Raw genomic sequence first — 18,412 nt, 5'->3', positions numbered from 1 at the left:
CCCCCCCCCCCCCCCCCCCCCCCCCCCCCCCCCCCCCCCCCCCCCCCCCCCCCCCCCCCCCCCCCCCCGGGACATCACGTAGCTAAGGGGTCCTAGCGGCGAGGATCGCGTAAACATGATTACGGGCGTGGGTATCAACCCCCACGACAAACGGGTGGGAATGCGCAACGATAGACATGGCGGTCATTCGTACCTTCCTCTTCACGGATATGGTTATGGCCGCTGTCGGCCGGTACCAGCCGGGTAGGAATCACATCGGAACAACACTGTGACGGGTCACGCGCTCAAAGACGCGGACAACCTTCTGATCAAGTCACCGAAGTGGGCCGGACGGGTACCGGCCAACCACCCCGATGGAAGGACAGGTCGGGAGCAAGACACTACGGTCATTGTTTTTTTGAGTCACATCCACGGGGTGGGACAGCCAGTACCCATCCTGCCTGCCAGTCCCAGACCAGCTGCAGATAAGTCTCACAGACCCTTCTATGGGTCAAGGTAGGTCCGTAGACCCGTCATGGCGCGGTCGATGAGGTCCAGGAGCGCGTCCGCGCCGGTTTGCGGTTGCGCAAGCCAGGCTTCGTATGCGGTCACCGAGAGCGCCAGTGACACGTGTCCGACCATCCGGGGTATCAGGTCATCCGTTTGTGCCCCGGTACGGCGTGCAACGTATTCTGCGATTACGCGGCGCCACGCCGCGTAACGAAGCACAGAATGGGCCTGCAACTCAGGCGTGGTCAGGATGAGCCTCATGCGTTCACGGTGTGAGGGACGAGCTTCTGCGGGAAAACGGTTGAATTCAATAACCGCTCGATGCACCCCGGCATGTACCGGAGCATCATCGGGCTGTTCATCCAGCAACGCACGGAAACGGTCAAGTGTCCCGTCGAACTGACCCCATGGAATGTCATTCTTCGACTGGTAATAGCGAAACAGCGTCCGCCGCCCAACACCAACCCGCTCTGCGATCAAAGCCATGGTGGTGCGGGCGAAGCCGCGCTCGGCAAAGAGAGCGAAGGCCGCCTGCTCGATCACAGCATGGGAGGTGACCTCCGGCCGGCCCCGTGCGCCCGTGCAGATTTGCTTACTGGACATACATTGCAACCTACCGTTTCTGGTCATGATCGATTCATTTTTGGGTAGAGGATAGATTTATTGCCCTCGGTGCCATTAGTGTGGCTAAGAGCACGTTTATGTGCCTAAGAACACGTTAGAAGGGAAGATCACAATGAACCCCATCGAGCATCAGGATCAGTTGACCGAGCTGGTCAGCGAAGACCTCATCGAGGAGATCTCGATCGACGGCATGTGCGGCGTCTACTGATGGACGCCCTGCTGGGAGAGCCGTGGACGCTCTCGCCGTCGGTGGCGCTGCGGCCCGAGCCCTTCGGGGCGCTGGCCTACCATTTCGGCAACCGGAAACTGACCTTCCTCAAGCGGCCCGAACTGGTCGCCGTCGTCCGCGGCCTCGGTTCGGCCCCGGACGTACGGACCGCGCTCGAAGGCGCGGGCGTGCCGGCCTCCCAGCACGAATCCTATGCGGCGGCGCTGCGCGGCCTGGCCGCGACCGACATGATCCGCCCCCGGAAGGAACCTGAAGCATGACCACCAACCTGACCGAGCGTCCCACCCACCGTCCGGAGAGGCCGCAGTCCGGCACGCTGGTGCAGCAGTTCGAATACGGCTTGGATGCCCCGATCTGTCTGACCTGGGAGCTCACATACGCCTGCAACCTCGAGTGCGCGCACTGCCTCTCCTCATCAGGCCGGCGGGACCCGCGCGAACTGAGCACCGAACAGTGCAAGGCGGTTATCGACGAGCTGCAGCGGATGCAGGTCTTTTACGTCAACATCGGCGGCGGCGAGCCGACGATCCGCCCGGATTTCTGGGAGCTCCTGGAGTACGCCGTGGACCACCAGGTCGGCGTGAAGTTCTCCACCAACGGGGTGCGGATCAATCCCGAACGGGCCCGTTTCCTCGCCGCCACCGACTATGTGGACGTCCAGATTTCCTTGGACGGTGCGACGGCGGAGGTCAACGACTACGTCCGCGGCCCCGGTTCCTACAAGACCGCACTGCGGGCCCTTCAAAATTTGCAGGACGCGGGCTTCAAGGACGCGAAGATTTCTGTGGTGTGCACCAGGCAGAACATCAGCCAGCTCGACGAATTCAAGGCGCTGGCCGACCGGTACGGGGCCACGCTGCGGCTCACGCGCCTCCGCCCCTCCGGCCGGGGCGCTGACGTGTGGGACGAACTGCACCCGCTGCCCGAACAGCAGCGCGAACTCTATGACTGGCTGATGGCCCACGGCGAGGACGTGCTCACCGGTGACTCGTTCTTCCACCTCGCAGCCTTCGGCGAGTCGCTCCCGGGCCTGAACCTGTGCGGGGCCGGACGGGTCGTGTGCCTGATCGATCCCATCGGGGACGTCTACGCCTGCCCGTTCGCTATCCATGACAACTTCCTGGCCGGCAACCTGCTCGCCGACGGCGGCTTTCAGCAGGTTTGGCAGACCTCCCCGCTGTTCCAGGACCTGCGCTCTCCGCAGACCGGCGGCGCGTGCACGACGTGTCAGTTCTTCGATTCCTGCCGCGGTGGCTGCATGGCCGCGAAGTTCTTCACCGGCCTGCCCCTTGATGGCCCCGACCCCGAATGTGTCCAGGGGTACGGCGAGCAGGCCCTCGCCGGGGACCGCGTCATACCGCCGGCCAGCAAAGACCATTCCAAAGCCAATCCGACCCGCAACCAGCCCGTGATGCTGCAGCTCCTCACCCGCCGGCCTGACCGGCCGCCGGTCTCGGCATGTGCGGAGAGCCCCCTCGCGGGCTTCGATCCCACCACCCTTTGACACCTGGCCGTCAGTCTCCTCCAAACAAGAGCTGGGCGGTCCGGACACCAACCTCTGAAGGCAAGGCAAATGAAAATCGAGAATCCCTGGAAGCAGAACCCCTGGTTCGAATCCGTCGCCGTTGCGCAGCAGCGTGCCCGCAGGCGCCTCCCGCAGCCGGTCTATGGTGCCCTGGTCGCCGGGTCCGAGCGCGGCCAGAGCATCGCCGATAACGAGGCAGCGTTCGCCGAGCTCGGCATGGCGCCCCACGTCGTCGGCCAGCAGCCCGAGCGCAGCCAGGCAACGACTGTCTTTGGGCAACGAATTGGCACGCCGGTCATCATCAGCCCAACAGGAGTACAGGCAGTACATCCCGACGGCGAGGTCGCCGTCGCTCGGGCCGCCGCGGCGCGGGGCACGATTATGGGCCTGTCCAACTTCGCCTCCAAGTCGGTCGAGGACGTCACCGCCACCGGCGCCACCACCTTTTTCCAGATGTACTGGACCGGCGACCGAGACACGATGATCCAACGCATGCAACGAGCCCACGCTGCTGGCGTCGCCGGCCTGATCGCGACCCTGGACTGGTCATTCTCGATGGGCCGCGACTGGGGCAGCCCCGAAATCCCGGAAAAGGTGGACTTCAAGGCCATGGTCCGTCTGGCACCCAAAGTCGCTACAAAGCCGCGGTGGCTGTGGCAGTTCGGTCAGCAATTCCGCGAAACCGGAAAACTGCCCGACCTCACCGCCCCCAACCTCGCCCCGCCCGGCGGCGAGCCGCCAACCGCTGCCCCGGGCGGCGAAACCCCGGTGAAACCATCCTGGGGGCCGGCGCCCACCTTCTTCGGCGCCTACTACGAGTGGATGACGACTCCGCCACCCAGCTGGGAAGACGTAACCTGGATGCGGGAAACCTGGCAGCAGATCTCCGGCACACCGTTCGTCCTCAAGGGCGTCTGCCGCGTCGACGATGCCCTGCGCGCGGTCGACGCCGGCGTGGCGGGCATCTCGGTGTCCAACCACGGCGGTAACAACCTCGACGGCACCCCGGCCGCGATCCGGATGATCCGCCCCATCGCAGAGGCCGTGGGAGACCAGATCGACGTGGTCATGGACGGCGGCGTGCGCCGCGGCTCCGACGTGGTCAAGGCCCTCGCCCTGGGCGCCAAGGCCGTCCTGATCGGGCGCGCCTACTTGTGGGGACTTGCCGCCAATGGACAGGCCGGCGTCGAGAACGTCCTCGACATCCTCTCCGGCGGCATCGACTCCGCCCTGCGCGGACTCGCGTTGTCATCGACCGCCGAGTTGCGTCCCGACCACCTGCTCATCCCTGACGGATTCGACCGGGCCCTGGGCGTCCCCGAGCCGGCCATGACCAACCGTTGACCAGTCCAATGACCGCGCTCTCATCAACTACCTCTTTCGACGTCCCCGCGGCGGTGACCGTCCTGGTGCCCGTCGGCTCGATTGAACAGCACGGGCCGCACCTGCCGCTTGACACCGACACGGTCATTGCGACCGCGGTCGCGTCCGCGGCAGCCAAGGCACTGATCGCTGTGGGACAAAGGACAGTGGTAGCGCCCGCGCTGGCCTACGGGTCCAGCGGGGAACACCAGGATTTCCCCGGCACATGCTCGATCGGCACCGCTGCCCTGCGCACGGTGCTGGTCGAACTCACCCGGTCACTGCGCACCTGGGCCGAGCGGGTCGTCTTTGTCAACGCGCACGGAGGCAACTTCACTGCGCTGCGGGACGCGGTCCGCCAGCTCATCCGCGAGGGCCATGACGTCGCCTGGGCCGCCTGCGCGACCGAAGAGGTCGACCTGCATGCCGGACGCACCGAGACTTCCCTGATGCTCCACCTGCGACCTGGAGATGTCCGGCTCGAGCGGGCCGAGGCCGGCAACACCGGCCCCCTCACCGAACTGCTCCCGCTGATGATGGAGGGCGGGATCAAGGCGGTCTCCGCCAACGGCGTGCTCGGCGACCCGGCCGGCGCGACCGCCGAGGACGGCGCGCTGCTGCTGGCCTCGATGGTCAGCGACGTCGTCGACGCTCTCGGCGCAAAGGTCCCTGCCCGGTGAGCCCCCGCGTCGTGCTGGTCACCGGAGCAGCTCGGGGCATCGGCGCCGCGACCGTCCGCCGGCTGGCCGCGGACGGCCACCGGGTTCTCGCAGTCGACGGCTGCGAAGGCGACCAAGCCAGCCTGCCGTACCCGCTCGCCACCAAGGCTGACCTCGACTCGGTGGTGGCCGAAGCCCCGGACGGCACCGTCATCGGGCACATCGCTGACGTCCGCGACCGCGCCCAACTCGAGGCAGCGGTCCAAGTCGCCCTGGACCGCTGGGGACGACTTGACGCCGCCGTCGCGGCGGCCGCCGTCATAGCCGGCGGACAACCCTTGTGGGAGACACCCGAGGCGGACCTGCAGCTGCTGTGGGACGTGGACGTGCGGGGCGTGTGGAACACGGCCGCCGCCACAGTCCCGGCCTTCCTCGCCGGCCCGCACCCGCAGGGCGCCCGGTTCGTCGCCGTGGCCTCCGCCGCGGGTCGCCAGGGGCTGTTCCGGCTCGCCGCCTACAACGCCGCCAAACACGCCGTCGTCGGACTCGTCAAAGGGCTCGCAGCCGACCTCGTCGGCACTGGCGTCACCGCCTGCGCGGTGTCGCCGGGCTCAACCCGGACGGCAATGCTGGCCGCCACGAGCAAGGTCTACGACCTGACCGACGTCGAAGACTTTGCCAACCGCCAGCTGCTCAGGCGCCTCCTCAACCCCGAAGAGGTGGCCGCCGCCATTGCCTTCTGCTGCAGCCACGAAGCCACGGCCCTCAACGGCTCGGTCGTGCACGCCGACGGAGGATTCTCCGCATGACCGTGTCCAAGCTCACCGACCGGCAAACGCTCCCTGACGGCTTCCAAATCCGCCTCCGCGACGACCTCATCATCGCCGACCAGGGAAGGCTCCTCATTGGCGGCTCCCCCACCCGCAGCGTGCGACTCAGCGCACGAGCACAAAGCCTGCTCGCCTACGGTCAGCTGACCGTGAAGGATACGACGACGGCGTCACTCGCCCGCCGCCTCCTCGACGGCAACCTCGCCAACCCCGTACTCGACCGCGTCGAGGTATCCCTGGCGGACCTCACGGTCATCGTCCCGGTACGGGACCGGGCCGAACAACTGGACCGCTGCCTGACCGCACTCGCTCCGCTGCGGGTCATCGTCGTCGACGACGCCTCACACAACCCGGCAGCCGTCGCGCAGGTCGCGCATCGGCACGGCGCGCGCCTGATCCCACTCCCCTGCAACCTGGGTCCGGCCGGAGCCCGCAACGCCGGACTCGCCCAAGTCGCCACGCCTCTGGTCGCTTTTGTCGACTCCGACGTCGAAGCCGACGCCAGCGCCCTGCTCGACCTGTCCCGCCACTGCACCGACCCGCGCGTTGCACTCGTCGGGCCCCGAGTCGCCGGCGTAACCCGGACGGCTCGGCCCCGCTGGTTCGAACGGTACGACGCAGCCGCGTCCTCCCTCGACCTAGGCAGGACCGGTGGCCAGGTCCGCCCCGGCGCCAAAATCGGCTGGCTCCCCTCGGCATGCCTCGTAGGCCGCACAGAACTACTGCGCGCCGGTTTCCAGGACACGTGGCGGGTAGCCGAAGATGTCGATTTCGTCTGGCGGCTCGTCGAGACCGGACACGTCGTGCGGTACGACCCCACAATCGAAGTTCGCCACGCCATCCGGCCAAGCGTGCGAGCCTGGCTTGGCCGAAAAGTACTCTACGGAACCGGCGGAGCCCTCCTGGCCTCTCGGCACGGTGACAAAGTCGCCCCGGCAGTCCTGTCGCTGCCCATGGCCCTCGGCGCCGCGGCGGTCCTCCAACGCCGCTGGTGGTCAGCACCGGTCGCCATCAGCGCCGGCGCGATGACCGCGTGGTCCCTCCGTGCACGCCTTCCCGCCGTCGACGGTGCTGGCTTAATCGCCACGCGGCTGGCAGCCCGAGGCCTGGGGTGGGCGGTGCGCCAGGAATGCGGCCTCCTGCTCCGGCACTGGTGGCCGGCCGCTGCGATCGGGGCGTTTTTCAGCCGGTCAATCCGGCGCGCCTTGATCACTGCCGTCGCCGTCGATCTCGTGCTGTTCCTCTGTGAACGATCCGACGTCGATCCGCTCACTGCGCTTGTCGGCCGCCGCCTGGACGACCTCGCCTACGGAACCGGGCTATGGTGCGGCGCCCTACACCGGCTCGACGCTCGATGTCTCGCCGTTCGATGGGTTGGGAACGGTAGAAACGATTCGAGGCAGGCGTTTTGAACGATGAGGTGCGTGATCCCGAGGGGCTGGACAGGAGGCTTGGTGTCATACCATTCTCAGCCGTGACAAGGTAACCGTTCTGCGCTGCTGCCACCGATTCGACCGGCCGGTCCATAGCCAGCCTCGCACCGTGGCCGACAGCCAGTTCGATAGGTCATCGAGGGCATGCAGGCACGCGGCCCGGCCAGCCCCGACAGCCGGGGCTGGCCGGGTACCGGGCGGTCGAAGTGGCCCGGATGGGTAGGGCCGGCCGACGGGGGATCGGTAAGTTGGATCCGATCGACGCCCGCCGGATCGCGGCAGCCGTGCTCCCGCTTACCCAAGAGCAGCTGCGCACCCGCGGATGGAGGGAAGCGTCCGGGCATTCAGGGGCTACGCCTTCGTCCGCTGCTCTTGTACCTGCCGGGCGTCGAAATGGTCGGCGAGCAGTTCGCCTGCGTGCATGATGTGGTCTTCCATGGCTGCCCGGGCAGCCTGGCCGTCGCCGGCCTTGACGGCTTCGAGGACGCGGGTGTGGTCCTCGGCTGTAGCTTGGGGCCAGCCGGCGATGTTGGAGTAGAACATGCGCGGCACGTAGCGCGTGGTCAGGCCAAGGACCCAGAGGAGCTTGCGCGCGTTGGCCAACCGATTGATCTGGCGGTGGAACGCGTGGTTCTTCTCTTCCAGCAGCACCGTGTCCTTGCGGGCGGCGGCAGCGATCAGCTCGTGGTGCAGGGCCTCAAGTTCGCCGACGTCGTCCTCGGAGCCGTTACGCGCCGCGCGGTCGGCCAGCTCACCGCCGAGCAGGGCCTGTGCGCGGAAGAGGTCGCGGATGTCGTCCCCGACCAGCGGAGCCACTACGAAACCCCTGCGCGGCACCACTTCGAGGAAGCCTTCGACCCGGAGCGCCTGCATGCCCTCGCGCGCCGGCGTTGTGGAGATGCCGAGCTCCTCCCCGACCGTTTCCGGACGGATCTGTGTCCCCGGCTGCAGCTCGCCGGAGATCACCAGGGCGCGCACGTAGGTGGCCGCTTTGTCGCTGAGCTGCGGCTGCTGCTGCCGGGTTGGTGCCATGGTGATCCCCGACCGTGAAGAGGAAGCCCTGCGGGATCTGTCCCGGCTCCGCTCTGGTACGGCCAAGGATCTTGGACATGCCCGCCAGCAGGTGAATGCCATCCTGCTCCGGCACGGGATCCGCTACCCCAAAGACACCAGATGGACAAAGGAACACCGTCAGTGGCTTATCAGCCAGCGCTTTGACGAGCCGGCGCTGCAGTTCACTTATCAGGCCGATGTCGAGCAGGCCGAGCTGCTGCCGCCCATCTGGTGCGGATCGACAGGCAGGTCGCCGCGACGGTGGCAGCGTGCCGCTACGCTCCGGTGGTTGACGCGCTGATGTGTCTGGGCGGCATCCAGCTCACGACCTGCGTTCGGGCTGGCCGTCGAAATCGGTGACTGGATCCGCTTCATCGGCTCATCCATCGGCTCCTGTCGTGGGCTCGTCCCCAGTGAGGAATCCTCAGGCCAGTCACGGCATCAGGGCCCGATCACCAAGGCCGGGAACACCTACGCCCGTAAACTCCTCATCGAAGCGCATGGCAGCACCGCCGCCCCTACGCCCGGCCCGGGGAACGCCTCCTGCGCCAACTTGATCTCGTCGCGCCGGCAACCCTGCATCAGCGCCCTCGAAGGGAACCACCGGCTGCACCGCAAGTGGGAACACTTCGATCAACGCCACAAAATGCCAGTTAAGGCCAACACCGCCATCGCCCGTGAACTCGCCGGCTGGTGCTGGTCACTGGCCGCACCACTCCCGCAAGGAGAACGCATGGACGCGGCCTGACATGAACGGCCGACTGGAACGTGAACGACAGTGCGATGGCAGAAACCGGAGCTATCTCGAGAACGCACTATGAGCAGACGGCCAAACCCGTCGACGCTCGATCTTAGTAGCCGACACTGGGCGACGGCAAGTGCCCGGTGAACACGAGCGTTTCCGTGTCGCAATACCACTCATAGAACGCACGGCGCGCTGCGGCTGACTGGACGGGGTCGCTGTCTCGCGCTAACGACAGGTCGGGATAGCGCAGCTGCAATCCGACGTGTAGAAGGTCCCCCTTCATGACGGCCAGGTCGCGCCCCTGCCCGAAGGCTGCGTTCATGTGGCCCGCCGTATGGGTCCTCATTGGGGTAGACGGCAACCGTCTTGGCCACGAGCTCGTACCCGGCTGGGAACGCACGGATGGCGATCTCGCCACGATTCGCCACCAGGATCTTCTTTATTTTCCCGGGATTCAGGGGGTAGTTCTCCAATTCCGGTAGTGGTGGAGCACATGGGCGGCTTTGCGTATCAGGGTCAGGCGGTCCTCATCGGTCCGCGGCCTTGAGCAAGCGCGGACCCGGCGGCAACGGGCTAGTTGATGAAGGTTCCATCCTCGAGTTGGATGAGCCGGGCCCAGTGGAGTGGACGAAGTACAAGGCGCTGCAGGCCGAGGAGGACAGTACATAACGTGTTGTGATCAGCGAGCTGCAACCGGCTCCATGGGCACATCGACCTGGTGGCCCTGCGAGCGCAGGTACACCACGTGGCTGGCCGTTTCGGAGACGGCCAGGCGCAGCGAAAAGGCCTGCAGGGATTCCCAGCCCCGGGACCACGTCAGGTGGCGGGCGATGTCCCAGACGGTTTCGGGCCGGTGCGCCTCCAGGACCCGGAGGACCTCGGCGGAGCGTTCGCGGTTGTGTGCGGTCAGCTGTGCCACCCGCCGCTGCATGCCGCTGAAGCGGTACTCGTGCGCCGGGCAGACCTCCATCGCATCCTCGAACGCGATCCGGCCCAGGGACTCGTAGTAGTCCGCCAGCGGGTTGGCCGGCCCGGGCAGCTCCAGGGCGATGTGCGGGGAGATGCGCGGCAGGACATGGTCCCCGCTGAAGATCATCCCGTGCGGCTCATCGATTAGGCAGATATGCCCCGGTGAGTGCCCGGGAGTGGTGACCACCCGCAGGTTCAGCCCCTTGGCGGGCACCAGGCTGCCGTGGGTGAGCCGCAGGTCCGGATCCGCGAGGTTCTGCAGATGGGTCAGGGTGGGGCGGTCCAGGGCCACCTCGGCGAGCCGGTCCGCCGGCACGCCCCACAGCCTCAGCTGCTCGCGGTGGGCGGACAGGACAAGGTCGGGGTCCTCGGCGGCGGTGAGCCGGCGCACCTCCTTCTCGCCCAGGGCAACCCACGCCCCCGAGGCCGCGCGCAGCCGGGCGGCCATGCCCAGATGGTCCGAGTGGAAATGGGTGGCGACAATACCGGTCAGGTCGGTGGGCCCGAGGCCTGCCTGGGACAGGCCGGCACTCAGCTGAGCCATGCCGGCATCACTGTCCCAGCCCGGATCGATCAGGACCGCGTCACCGTCTCCCAGGAGCAGGTAGCTGAGGGTATAGCGCATGGGGTTGCCGGGGAACACCACGGGGATGGACCAGACGCCGTCCCGGAGCTGCTCCACCGGCGGCAGCACCTTGTTCCGCCACGCTTCCTTCTGGATGTGGCCGGTGATGGTAATCGGCGGCATACTCATTCGTTACTCGCTCTGGGGCAGGGACTGGTCCAAACCTCAAACCCGGAGGCGGCATCGATGAATTCTCGCTGGGCCGGCCACTCTGGAACAATCCATATACCGGATGCGTCGGACATGGCGTCATCAACCAGCCCTTCGCGATACACCTCTCCCTTGAGCCGGACCTCGACGGTCTGGCCCATGAGGACATGCCATTGGTCCGTGGGGCGCATGTTGGCACGATTCACGTTCTGGAACCCCATATTTCACCGAATTCCTTTTCTAAGTGTGGGCACACTGCAGGTAGGTCACTTTGGTCCAACCAGCACTCAGATCCGGGCGAAGGAGGAAGCGGCCCGGAGGAGTGTTGGCACGCCCTCTGCGAGGGTCGGAGCAAAGTCATCGTCGGGGCGCTCGCCGTTTAGCCAGCGCGTGTACATGGCTTCGCAGAAGATCGCGGCCTTCCACAAGGCCAGTGCCTGATACCAGTGCAATTGGCTCAGGTCCAGCGGCAAATGCTGCGCGTATCTGGCGATGAGCTCATCGTGCGACGGATACCCGGCTTCCCTGGTAACCGGTGTCAGCTCCATCGGGGTTGATGTTGCGCCCGGCTCCGCATAGGTTGCGGTGAAGTAGCCGAGGTCCGCGAGAGGGTCGCCGACGGTGGCCATCTCCCAGTCAAGGATCGCTGCAACCGTTACGGGGGGATTGCTGTTGAACATGAGGTTGCCCAAGCGGAAATCACCGTGGACGATCGACGCCATCTGACTTTCTGGCCGATTTGCGGCGAGCCAATCCCCGATCGCTGCCACTTCCGGCAGGTCGCGCTGGGTGTTCACCTCCCACAACGACGAAAAGAGCCTGACCTGCCGCTCCAAGTAACCATCGGGTCGACCAAGGGTCGCTAGCTCCCCGGACCTCACGTCGACGCGGTGCAGGGCGACCATCGCATCTATCGCGGCGAACGCGGTAGCGCGCCGCTGTTCCGCGGAGCCGAATTGTGGCGGAATCCGGTTGGTGATCACCTCGCCATCGACGAACTCCATGACGTAGAAGGGCACGTCGAGCGTCGAATCATCATCGCAGACGGCGACTATGCGCGGCACGGGGACACCTGCGGCACGCACCAAGCGTTGTATCCGGGCCTCCCGCACCATGTCGTGGGCGGACTTCGGGTGTGGCGGGCGGGGTCCGCGGCGTAGCACGAATGTCTCGTCTCCGCGAACAATCCGGTAGGTCACATTTGACTGGCCATCCCCGATGCGGTCGACCTCCAGCGGCCCTCGGCCGAGCTTGTGCGTGTCGAAGAACTCGCGGACGGCGTCGAGGACGAGCAGCGGCGGCAAGGCAAGCGCGGTGGCTTCCTCACGCGAATCGACGACCTGAACGCCGTCGCTGACGGTGCTCATCGGATCACCGCCTGATCGAGGCGAAGCTCGCCGTTCGCCACGGCCTTGGCCCTGGCAGCCGATGCGCGGCGGGAGATTGCCCACTTGTGGGTCTCGTTGGAGCCATCGTAGATCCGGAATGGCCGTACCTCGTTGAGATACTGTGCGAGCGGGAGGCCATCGGAGACGCCGTCGCCGCCGCAGATTTGGATTGCGCGGTCAATCACTCGGTAAATCGCCTCGGAGCAGTGTACCTTCGCGATCGAGGACATGGCCGATCCGGCTTTCGGATCTGTGGCGAGCAGGTTCGCGGTTTTTGTGATGATAGCATCGGACGTTTCGATGTCGATCATGGATTGCGCGATCAGTTCCTGCACGAGTCCCAGCTCCTTCATGGCTGAGCCGAATAGCTCCCGGTTATCGGCACGGTCGAGGGCAATGTCAAGGGACCGGCGGGCCAATCCCAGCCATCGCATGCAATGGGTCAGACGTGCCGGCGCAAGGCGAACCTGCGCGTAGCGGAAGCCTTCGCCCGGTCGACCGAGTACGGCCGCATCTTCCACAAAGCAGTCGTCGAAATAGAGATGCGGGTGTCCGCCGTCAATGGCCCGATCGATCGTGTGGATGTGCTCGCCCATGCGCATGCCCGGGTTAGCGGTGTCGACAAGGAACATGGTCGCGCCCCCCGGAAGCCCGTCCGATTCCGCATTGCGTGCCATCACAATCGTTAGTTCCGCACCGTCCGCGCCGCTGATAAAACGCTTATGACCAGAGATGCGCCATCCGCCGTCGACGCGCCGGGCTTCGGTCATGAGGGCGGCAGGGTCCGATCCCGCGCCTGGGTGTGGTTCGGTCATCGCAAAGCAGGAGCGGATCTCACCAGCCGCGAGTGGCATGAGATATCGTTCCTGCTGCTCCGGGGTGGCGATGAGCTCGAGCATGTGCATGTTGCCTTCGTCCGGTGCCATGCAGTTGAGAGCGGTCGGCCCGATCGGCGAATAGCCGGCCTCCTGGAAGATCGGTGACCAATGTTCGATAGCCAGTCCCTGCCCGCCGAACCTGCGCTCGACGTGGGGGGCGAAGACGCCAGCGGCCTTGGCTGCCGACTGAAGTTGCGCGCGGACGGTCGGATCGAGGCGTTGGCCGGGAGCCGGCTCAGCGGGAATGACGTGATCGCGGATGAAGGCACGCGTGCGAAGCCGTAGGTCCTCAATTTCAGTCAAGCTCATGCCGTTCCTTCCGCATTAGTAAGTAGTCCTCCGTCGAGGTTGAGGACTTGTCCGGTGATCCATGACGCGTCAGCGGAGGCGAGGAAAGCGACCGCTCCGGTCACAATCAAGTTCTTGCCTGACAGTCGCTGCGCGGTCAATGCTCCGAGCATCATCACCCTTCCCAGTCGAGGGTAGCCGAGCTAGCGATCGGTAAAGTAAGCTTGGTTCGAACCGGGGCCCGATGTCAAGGCGGCATCCGTACCCGCCTGCCCAACGGACGAATGGGAGCATCACGCAATGGTGATGGATAAGACAACTTCAAACCGTATCGAGGCGCGGGGCATCCCCGATCAGGCATCCGTCGCCGCCGGCGGATTGAGCCTCTGCGGCTCCCCCACGGGAGTCGTGGGTGCGAGTTTCGATCGCAGGGACTCATGACAGACGCCAAGGCGCCTCACGAAATGGCGAACAAGGCCCGTTGGAAGGAATACGGCGACCCGCCTGCACCGCCGATCCTGCAGGCCGCCCTGACCTGCTTTGTCGAGCAGGGGTACCACGGGACCACAACGCGTCAGCTGGCCGCCGCCGCGGGACTATCGGCACCCGGCCTCTATCACCACTTCAAGTCGAAGCAAGCGATGCTCGCGACTCTCATGGAGCTCGCGATGGGACCTGTACGGCCGCAGCATCGCCGCGCTCGAAGGGGCCGGCGAGTCGGTGGAAGCCAGATTCAGGTCGCACATCGAGTGTCTCGTGCTGTTCCACGCGTATCGCGGCGAGCTCGCGTTCGTAGCGGCGAGCGAGATACGCGCGCTGAAGCCGGAAGCCCGCGCGCGACACATTGCATCCCGTGACCGACAGCAAAGGCTTCTTGATGGGATCGTCGAGGAAGGTGTTCGAGCAGGGCTTTTGCGTACGGAGAGCCCGCGTGATGCGAGCCGCGCCATCGTCACTATGTGCACGGGCGTGGCCCAGTGGTATCGACTCGGTGGCCAGCTTTCACCCGCCGATCTCGCCGATGAATACGTGCTTCTGGCCCAGCGGGCCCTTGGCCAGGAGCTATCGCAATGTTCGAAAACATCCGGAACACGAAGGGTCAGGAATACGACATCCTCATCCCCGGCCACGACCGCGACGTTCTCAACCGCTTCCAGCAATGTCCCGAACTGCCAGCCGGCGAAGCGATCTGCATCGGCACCACCAGAGGATTAACTGGGCAGGAGTAACCCTTGGCTAGGTTGCAGGCACAGAAACTCGTAGGAGCTCATAAGCCCTGTCCTGTGTCGTTCGTCGCTGGCCTGCTGATTCGTTTCTTAGATTATCGGGAGTGTGCGTTTAACGGTGGATCCGGGTTTGAACTGGCGACCAGATGCGGGAACTCCAGCCCCCGTCAGCGTCCTGCTGATGGGCGTGAACCAGAAATGAAGACACCGGCGCGGCCCCTGGCGATGATATTCATTCAGGCGCGCTGGATGGATGAGAGAGAATAAACGTGACACGTATAGGGATCGTGGCGGAGTTAGGCCACGAGACAAGGGTGGCGGCGACTCCCGTCACCGCCAGGCAGTTAAGGGACCTAGGCTACGAGGTCATAGTAGAGAAAGGCGCGGGCGAGTCAGCGTCCTTCCCTGACGACGCCTATGCTGAGGCTGGCGCGGTGATTGTGGGCGCCGACGAGGCGTGGGGCAGCGAGGTGGTGCTGAGGATCAACCCGCCCACCGAGGAGGAGATCGGCCGTCTGGCTAATGGCGCCACGCTCATTGGAATGCTGAGCCCGGCGCTGCGGCCGGAACTGGTGGAGGCGCTGGCGGCGCGTCCGATCACGGCTCTGGCGCTGGATGCGGTGCCTCGAATTTCGCGGGCGCAGTCGATGGACGTGCTCAGCTCGATGGCAAATATTGCCGGTTACCGGGCGGTGATTGAGGCGGCCCATGAGTTTGGCCGGTTCTTCACCGGGCAGGTGACCGCGGCGGGCAAAGTGCCGCCGGCGAAGGTCCTAGTCGCCGGCGCCGGGGTGGCGGGCCTGGCAGCGATCGGGGCCGCGAGCAGCCTGGGTGCGATCGTACGGGCGACGGACCCGCGGCCGGAGGTGGCCGACCAGGTGAAGTCCATCGGCGGTACTTACCTCAAGGTTGAGGTCGAGGAGGAGATGAAGTCATCGGACGGGTATGCCAGGGCCACGTCCGAGGCCTACGACCGGCGTGCCGCGGAGATCTATTCCGAACAGGCCCGGGAGGTTGACATCATCATCACCACGGCCCTCATTCCGGGCCGTCCCGCGCCCAAACTCCTCACCGCCGAGGACGTTGCCTCCATGAAACCGGGAAGCGTCATCGTCGACATGGCGGCCGGACAGGGCGGGAACGTGGAGGGTTCCGTCGCCGGCGAACGCATCGTCACGGACAACGGTGTCGTCATCCTGGGCTACACCGATCTTCCGGGACGGCTGCCGGCGCAGGCCTCCCAGCTGTACGGGACAAACATGGTGAACCTGCTCAAGCTCCTGACCCCGGACAAAGACGGGGTGCTGCGGATCGACTTTGATGATGTGGTGCAGCGTTCGGTGACCGTGGTGCGCGAGGGGGAGAAGACCTGGCCGCCGCCCCCGGTCCAGGTCTCCGCCGCACCCGCAACCACGACTCAAGCCCCGGCCGCCGAAAGCACTGCGCCAAAGAAAAAGGAAGGCCTCAGCGCGGGCGGTAAGGCCGGGCTCTTCGCCGTCGGCATCGCGGCCCTGTTTGGGATCAACGCGGTGGCCCCGGCGCCGCTGCCGCAGCACTTCACGGTGCTGATGCTCTCAGTCGTAGTCGGCTTTTATGTGATCGGGAAGGTCCATCACGCCCTGCACACCCCGCTGATGTCCGTTACGAACGCCATCTCGGGGATCATCGTCGTCGGTGCGCTGCTGCAGGTTACCTCGGAGAACCCGGTCATGCAGGTCCTCGCCGCCTTCGCGGTCCTGCTGGCGAGCATCAACATTTTCGGCGGTTTCGCCGTCACCCGGCGCATGCTCGCCATGTTCTCCCGAGGAAACGGGGTAGGCAAATGAGCGCCGCCGCCGAAACAGCAGCAGGAATCCTAACGAGGAGTTTTACCGTGTCTGACGCCATCTCCGGTCCGTTGACCGCAGACTCCCTGGCCGGGGCGGCCTACATCGTGGCGGCCCTGCTGTTCATCCTCAGCCTCGCCGGACTGAGCAAGCACGAGAAAGCAAAGGCAGGGGTCATCTACGGCATCACCGGGATGGTCATCGCCCTCGCCGCGACGATCTGGCTGACCCTCCAGGGCGCCTGGGGCACCGGCCACGGCCTCACCGGATTGGGGCTGCTCGTGATCGCGGTCCTGGTCGGCGGTGCCATCGGGCTCTGGCGCGCCCGTGTGGTCGAAATGACCGGGATGCCCGAACTGATCGCACTGCTGCACAGCTTCGTGGGCCTCGCCGCGGTGCTCGTAGGCTGGAACGGGCACCTCGAAGCCCCAGACCTGTCCCCGGACCTGAAAGCAATCCACCACGCCGAAGTGTTCATCGGCGTCTTCATTGGCGCCGTGACCTTCACCGGCTCCATCGTGGCATTCCTGAAACTCTCCGCCCGGATGAAGTCCTCACCGTTGATGCTGCCGGGCAAGAACGCGATCAACCTCGGCGCCCTCGCGTTGTTCATCGCCCTTACCGTCTGGTATGTCAACGACTCCCAGCTGTGGCTCCTGATCGTCGTCACTCTGCTTGCCTTGGGACTGGGCTGGCACCTGGTGGCCTCCATCGGCGGCGGCGACATGCCGGTCGTCGTGTCCATGCTCAACAGCTACTCCGGCTGGGCCGCAGCCGCGGCCGGCTTCCTGCTAAACAACGACCTGCTCATCATCACCGGAGCCCTGGTCGGCTCCTCGGGTGCCTACCTGTCCTACATCATGTGCAAGGCCATGAACCGGTCCTTCATCTCGGTAATTGCCGGTGGCTTTGGCATCGCCGCCCCCGCGCAAGCGGACGCCGACCACGGCGAACACCGGGAGATTTCAGCTCAGGAAACCGCCGAGCTGCTCTCCAACGCCTCCAGCGTCGTCATCACTCCGGGCTACGGCATGGCAGTCGCCCAGGCGCAGTACCCTGTTGCTGAACTTGCCGACAAACTACGGGAGCGGGGAGTGGATGTCCGGTTCGGCATCCACCCCGTTGCTGGCCGGTTGCCCGGGCACATGAACGTGCTCCTCGCCGAAGCAAAAGTCCCTTACGACATCGTCCTGGAAATGGACGAAATCAACGACGACCTTGACAGCACCTCCGTCGTCCTGGTCATCGGGGCCAACGACACCGTCAACCCGGCCGCGGCCGAGGACCCCGGCAGCCCCATCGCCGGCATGCCCGTGCTCCGTGTCTGGGAAGCAGAAAACGTCGTGGTGTTCAAACGCTCCATGGCTGCCGGATACGCCGGTGTACAGAACCCCCTCTTCTTCCGCGACAACTCCCACATGCTCTTCGGCGACGCGAAACAACGCGTGGAGGACATCCTCCGCGCGTTCTAAATCTTGATCGTTCGTCCACATCGCCACGCCCGTCGCCTGCTGCCACTGTCATCGCATTACTGATGAGAGTGACCAGTTTGAACAGGGCGGAGGTTGACGGCATGGATACCAACATCATCCCGCTTGGTGAGCGTGCCCTGCGGAGCATCTTGGACGATGTATTTGCCGTCGGCAACGAAGCCAAGACAGGCTATTTGGAAGTCAAGAGCGCTCTCGATCTCAGCAGGACTGAGGGTGTGGCAAGGTCGCCAAGCCGCAGGTCATCAGCTACTGACAGCTCCCTGTGTGTGGGGCTGCCTTCCCTCGGTGGCAGCCCCACCTTCTTCGCCCAGGCATCGAAGGAAACGGTCCCATCATGTCCGCTCCGAATCCGCCGATGCGCCCACTGCGAGGACATGTACAGGCCGCGGCCCAAAGGGCATCATCGTTATGCTCACGGAAGAGATGGGTTGAGGGCTGGGGCAGGCGACCGCTTCGCAATCATCAGAAGACCCACCCCACTGCTTGTCCCGTACGCCGGTCCTCCACCGCGACAGCGGTGAGGTGACTGTCGACGACGATCATGTCGCAGTGGTGACAGTTCAGGTGCTTTAGCCTAGGATCCCGACCAGGCGTCGGTTGCCAAACCGGAGCCCGTTCCC

Annotated in this window: 21 protein-coding genes and 2 pseudogenes; 15 read left to right on the top strand and 8 right to left on the bottom strand. The window is 65.4% G+C overall.

Annotation, left to right across the window (positions count from 1 at the left end; all coding sequences use genetic code 11):
- Positions 1 to 483: 483 nt before the first annotated feature.
- Complete coding sequence (gene mftR, locus AC5RWU_RS13000; protein ID WP_494031250.1) at positions 484 to 1,092, bottom strand: mycofactocin system transcriptional regulator MftR; 609 nt, start codon at positions 1,090 to 1,092, stop codon at positions 484 to 486.
- A 133-nt stretch (positions 1,093 to 1,225) separates the two neighbouring features.
- Between mftR and mftA the strand changes: the two genes are divergently transcribed.
- From mftA to mftF, 7 genes are all read left to right on the top strand, one after another.
- A complete protein-coding gene (mftA, locus tag AC5RWU_RS12995; protein WP_494031249.1) occupies positions 1,226 to 1,321 on the top strand; it encodes a mycofactocin precursor MftA in 96 nt (31 codons plus the stop codon).
- Positions 1,321 to 1,602 carry a mycofactocin biosynthesis chaperone MftB gene (gene mftB, locus AC5RWU_RS12990; protein ID WP_494037018.1) on the top strand — a complete coding sequence of 94 codons (282 nt, stop codon included), beginning with the start codon at positions 1,321 to 1,323 and terminating at the stop codon, positions 1,600 to 1,602. Before mftA ends, mftB begins: the two co-directional genes overlap by 1 nt.
- Positions 1,599 to 2,846: a mycofactocin radical SAM maturase gene (gene mftC / locus AC5RWU_RS12985; RefSeq protein WP_494031247.1), complete on the top strand. Its 1,248-nt coding sequence runs from the start codon at positions 1,599 to 1,601 to the stop codon at positions 2,844 to 2,846. The genes mftB and mftC overlap by 4 nt, the downstream gene beginning before the upstream one ends.
- Before the next feature lie 69 nt (positions 2,847 to 2,915).
- Positions 2,916 to 4,211: a pre-mycofactocin synthase MftD gene (gene mftD / locus AC5RWU_RS12980; protein ID WP_494031246.1), complete on the top strand. Its 1,296-nt coding sequence runs from the start codon at positions 2,916 to 2,918 to the stop codon at positions 4,209 to 4,211.
- Positions 4,208 to 4,909 carry a mycofactocin biosynthesis peptidyl-dipeptidase MftE gene (mftE, locus tag AC5RWU_RS12975; protein WP_494037017.1) on the top strand — a complete coding sequence of 234 codons (702 nt, stop codon included), beginning with the start codon at positions 4,208 to 4,210 and terminating at the stop codon, positions 4,907 to 4,909. Before mftD ends, mftE begins: the two co-directional genes overlap by 4 nt.
- The gene (locus tag AC5RWU_RS12970) at positions 4,906 to 5,697 is read left to right on the top strand and encodes a mycofactocin-coupled SDR family oxidoreductase (protein WP_494031244.1); all 792 of its coding nucleotides are present in this window, start codon (positions 4,906 to 4,908) and stop codon (positions 5,695 to 5,697) included. The genes mftE and AC5RWU_RS12970 overlap by 4 nt, the downstream gene beginning before the upstream one ends.
- The gene (gene mftF, locus AC5RWU_RS12965) at positions 5,694 to 7,130 is read left to right on the top strand and encodes a mycofactocin biosynthesis glycosyltransferase MftF (protein ID WP_494031243.1); all 1,437 of its coding nucleotides are present in this window, start codon (positions 5,694 to 5,696) and stop codon (positions 7,128 to 7,130) included. The genes AC5RWU_RS12970 and mftF overlap by 4 nt, the downstream gene beginning before the upstream one ends.
- A 372-nt stretch (positions 7,131 to 7,502) precedes the next feature.
- On the opposite strand, the gene AC5RWU_RS12960 is transcribed toward mftF, so the two are convergent.
- Positions 7,503 to 8,183, bottom strand: coding sequence for a GntR family transcriptional regulator (locus AC5RWU_RS12960; RefSeq protein WP_494031242.1), 681 nt, complete (start codon positions 8,181 to 8,183; stop codon positions 7,503 to 7,505).
- Between AC5RWU_RS12960 and AC5RWU_RS12955 the strand changes: the two genes are divergently transcribed.
- Positions 8,182 to 8,505 carry a hypothetical protein gene (locus AC5RWU_RS12955; RefSeq protein WP_494031241.1) on the top strand — a complete coding sequence of 108 codons (324 nt, stop codon included), beginning with the start codon at positions 8,182 to 8,184 and terminating at the stop codon, positions 8,503 to 8,505. The genes AC5RWU_RS12960 and AC5RWU_RS12955 overlap by 2 nt on opposite strands.
- Before the next feature lie 39 nt (positions 8,506 to 8,544).
- Positions 8,545 to 8,952, top strand: a complete 408-nt coding sequence (locus AC5RWU_RS12950; RefSeq protein WP_494031258.1) for a transposase — start codon at positions 8,545 to 8,547, stop codon at positions 8,950 to 8,952.
- A gap of 103 nt (positions 8,953 to 9,055) precedes the next feature.
- On the opposite strand, the gene AC5RWU_RS12945 is transcribed toward AC5RWU_RS12950, so the two are convergent.
- Positions 9,056 to 9,271 (bottom strand): hypothetical protein, encoded by a 216-nt coding sequence (locus AC5RWU_RS12945; protein ID WP_494037019.1) that lies wholly within the window; start codon positions 9,269 to 9,271, stop codon positions 9,056 to 9,058.
- Positions 9,272 to 9,287: 16 nt separating this feature from the next.
- A pseudogene (locus AC5RWU_RS12940) lies at positions 9,288 to 9,392 on the bottom strand (biotin carboxylase N-terminal domain-containing protein); the annotation flags it as partial.
- Positions 9,393 to 9,492: 100 nt separating this feature from the next.
- Between AC5RWU_RS12940 and AC5RWU_RS12935 the strand changes: the two are divergent.
- Positions 9,493 to 9,618 (top strand): hypothetical protein, encoded by a 126-nt coding sequence (locus AC5RWU_RS12935; protein ID WP_494037016.1) that lies wholly within the window; start codon positions 9,493 to 9,495, stop codon positions 9,616 to 9,618.
- Positions 9,619 to 9,628: 10 nt separating this feature from the next.
- On the opposite strand, the gene AC5RWU_RS12930 is transcribed toward AC5RWU_RS12935, so the two are convergent.
- The 4 genes from AC5RWU_RS12930 to AC5RWU_RS12915 form a co-directional block, all read right to left on the bottom strand.
- A complete protein-coding gene (locus AC5RWU_RS12930; protein ID WP_494031240.1) occupies positions 9,629 to 10,666 on the bottom strand; it encodes an MBL fold metallo-hydrolase in 1,038 nt (345 codons plus the stop codon).
- A 2-nt stretch (positions 10,667 to 10,668) separates the two neighbouring features.
- Positions 10,669 to 10,914 carry a hypothetical protein gene (locus tag AC5RWU_RS12925; protein ID WP_494037015.1) on the bottom strand — a complete coding sequence of 82 codons (246 nt, stop codon included), beginning with the start codon at positions 10,912 to 10,914 and terminating at the stop codon, positions 10,669 to 10,671.
- A 66-nt stretch (positions 10,915 to 10,980) separates the two neighbouring features.
- Positions 10,981 to 12,060, bottom strand: coding sequence for a phosphotransferase family protein (locus AC5RWU_RS12920; RefSeq protein WP_494031239.1), 1,080 nt, complete (start codon positions 12,058 to 12,060; stop codon positions 10,981 to 10,983).
- On the bottom strand, positions 12,057 to 13,268 hold the full coding sequence (locus tag AC5RWU_RS12915; RefSeq protein WP_494031238.1) for an acyl-CoA dehydrogenase family protein: 1,212 nt from the start codon (positions 13,266 to 13,268) through the stop codon (positions 12,057 to 12,059). Before AC5RWU_RS12915 ends, AC5RWU_RS12920 begins: the two co-directional genes overlap by 4 nt.
- A gap of 416 nt (positions 13,269 to 13,684) precedes the next feature.
- Here AC5RWU_RS12915 and AC5RWU_RS12910 point away from each other — a divergent pair, with 416 nt between their 5' ends.
- The 5 genes and pseudogenes from AC5RWU_RS12910 to pntB all read left to right on the top strand — a co-directional run bounded on the left by AC5RWU_RS12910 (position 13,685) and on the right by pntB (position 17,771).
- Positions 13,685 to 14,104, top strand: a complete 420-nt coding sequence (locus tag AC5RWU_RS12910) for a TetR/AcrR family transcriptional regulator (protein ID WP_494031237.1) — start codon at positions 13,685 to 13,687, stop codon at positions 14,102 to 14,104.
- Positions 14,004 to 14,237, top strand: a pseudogene (locus AC5RWU_RS12905) (TetR-type transcription factor C-terminal domain-containing protein); the annotation flags it as partial. The gene AC5RWU_RS12910 and the pseudogene AC5RWU_RS12905, both read left to right, overlap by 101 nt.
- Positions 14,238 to 14,317: 80 nt before the next feature.
- Positions 14,318 to 14,476 (top strand): hypothetical protein, encoded by a 159-nt coding sequence (locus AC5RWU_RS12900; RefSeq protein WP_494031260.1) that lies wholly within the window; start codon positions 14,318 to 14,320, stop codon positions 14,474 to 14,476.
- 266 nt (positions 14,477 to 14,742) lie between these two features.
- On the top strand, positions 14,743 to 16,299 hold the full coding sequence (locus AC5RWU_RS12895) for a Re/Si-specific NAD(P)(+) transhydrogenase subunit alpha (RefSeq protein ID WP_494031236.1): 1,557 nt from the start codon (positions 14,743 to 14,745) through the stop codon (positions 16,297 to 16,299).
- Positions 16,300 to 16,346: 47 nt separating this feature from the next.
- Positions 16,347 to 17,771 carry a Re/Si-specific NAD(P)(+) transhydrogenase subunit beta gene (gene pntB, locus AC5RWU_RS12890; RefSeq protein ID WP_494031235.1) on the top strand — a complete coding sequence of 475 codons (1,425 nt, stop codon included), beginning with the start codon at positions 16,347 to 16,349 and terminating at the stop codon, positions 17,769 to 17,771.
- The last annotated feature ends 641 nt before the right edge of the window (positions 17,772 to 18,412 follow it).

This window comes from Arthrobacter sp. B0427-1-12 (genome assembly GCF_059092905.1).
The sequence above is the reverse complement of the archived record's forward strand: the minus strand, read 5'-3'. Positions and strand labels throughout refer to the sequence as shown.

Bases quoted from the DNA above. Each gene is read 5' to 3' on its own strand.
- AC5RWU_RS12945 (WP_494037019.1), bottom strand. From the start codon at position 9,271: ATGAACGCAGCCTTCGGGCAGGGGCGCGACCTGGCCGTCATGAAGGGG.
- mftB (WP_494037018.1), top strand. From the start codon at position 1,321: ATGGACGCCCTGCTGGGAGAGCCGTGGACGCTCTCGCCGTCGGTGGCG.
- mftA (WP_494031249.1), top strand. From the start codon at position 1,226: ATGAACCCCATCGAGCATCAGGATCAGTTGACCGAGCTGGTCAGCGAA.
- AC5RWU_RS12925 (WP_494037015.1), bottom strand. From the start codon at position 10,914: ATGGGGTTCCAGAACGTGAATCGTGCCAACATGCGCCCCACGGACCAA.
- AC5RWU_RS12910 (WP_494031237.1), top strand. From the start codon at position 13,685: ATGACAGACGCCAAGGCGCCTCACGAAATGGCGAACAAGGCCCGTTGG.
- AC5RWU_RS12900 (WP_494031260.1), top strand. From the start codon at position 14,318: ATGTTCGAAAACATCCGGAACACGAAGGGTCAGGAATACGACATCCTC.
- AC5RWU_RS12955 (WP_494031241.1), top strand. From the start codon at position 8,182: ATGGTGATCCCCGACCGTGAAGAGGAAGCCCTGCGGGATCTGTCCCGG.
- AC5RWU_RS12960 (WP_494031242.1), bottom strand. From the start codon at position 8,183: ATGGCACCAACCCGGCAGCAGCAGCCGCAGCTCAGCGACAAAGCGGCC.
- AC5RWU_RS12920 (WP_494031239.1), bottom strand. From the start codon at position 12,060: ATGAGCACCGTCAGCGACGGCGTTCAGGTCGTCGATTCGCGTGAGGAA.
- mftD (WP_494031246.1), top strand. From the start codon at position 2,916: ATGAAAATCGAGAATCCCTGGAAGCAGAACCCCTGGTTCGAATCCGTC.
- mftC (WP_494031247.1), top strand. From the start codon at position 1,599: ATGACCACCAACCTGACCGAGCGTCCCACCCACCGTCCGGAGAGGCCG.
- mftR (WP_494031250.1), bottom strand. From the start codon at position 1,092: ATGTCCAGTAAGCAAATCTGCACGGGCGCACGGGGCCGGCCGGAGGTC.
- mftF (WP_494031243.1), top strand. From the start codon at position 5,694: ATGACCGTGTCCAAGCTCACCGACCGGCAAACGCTCCCTGACGGCTTC.
- AC5RWU_RS12930 (WP_494031240.1), bottom strand. From the start codon at position 10,666: ATGCCGCCGATTACCATCACCGGCCACATCCAGAAGGAAGCGTGGCGG.
- AC5RWU_RS12915 (WP_494031238.1), bottom strand. From the start codon at position 13,268: ATGAGCTTGACTGAAATTGAGGACCTACGGCTTCGCACGCGTGCCTTC.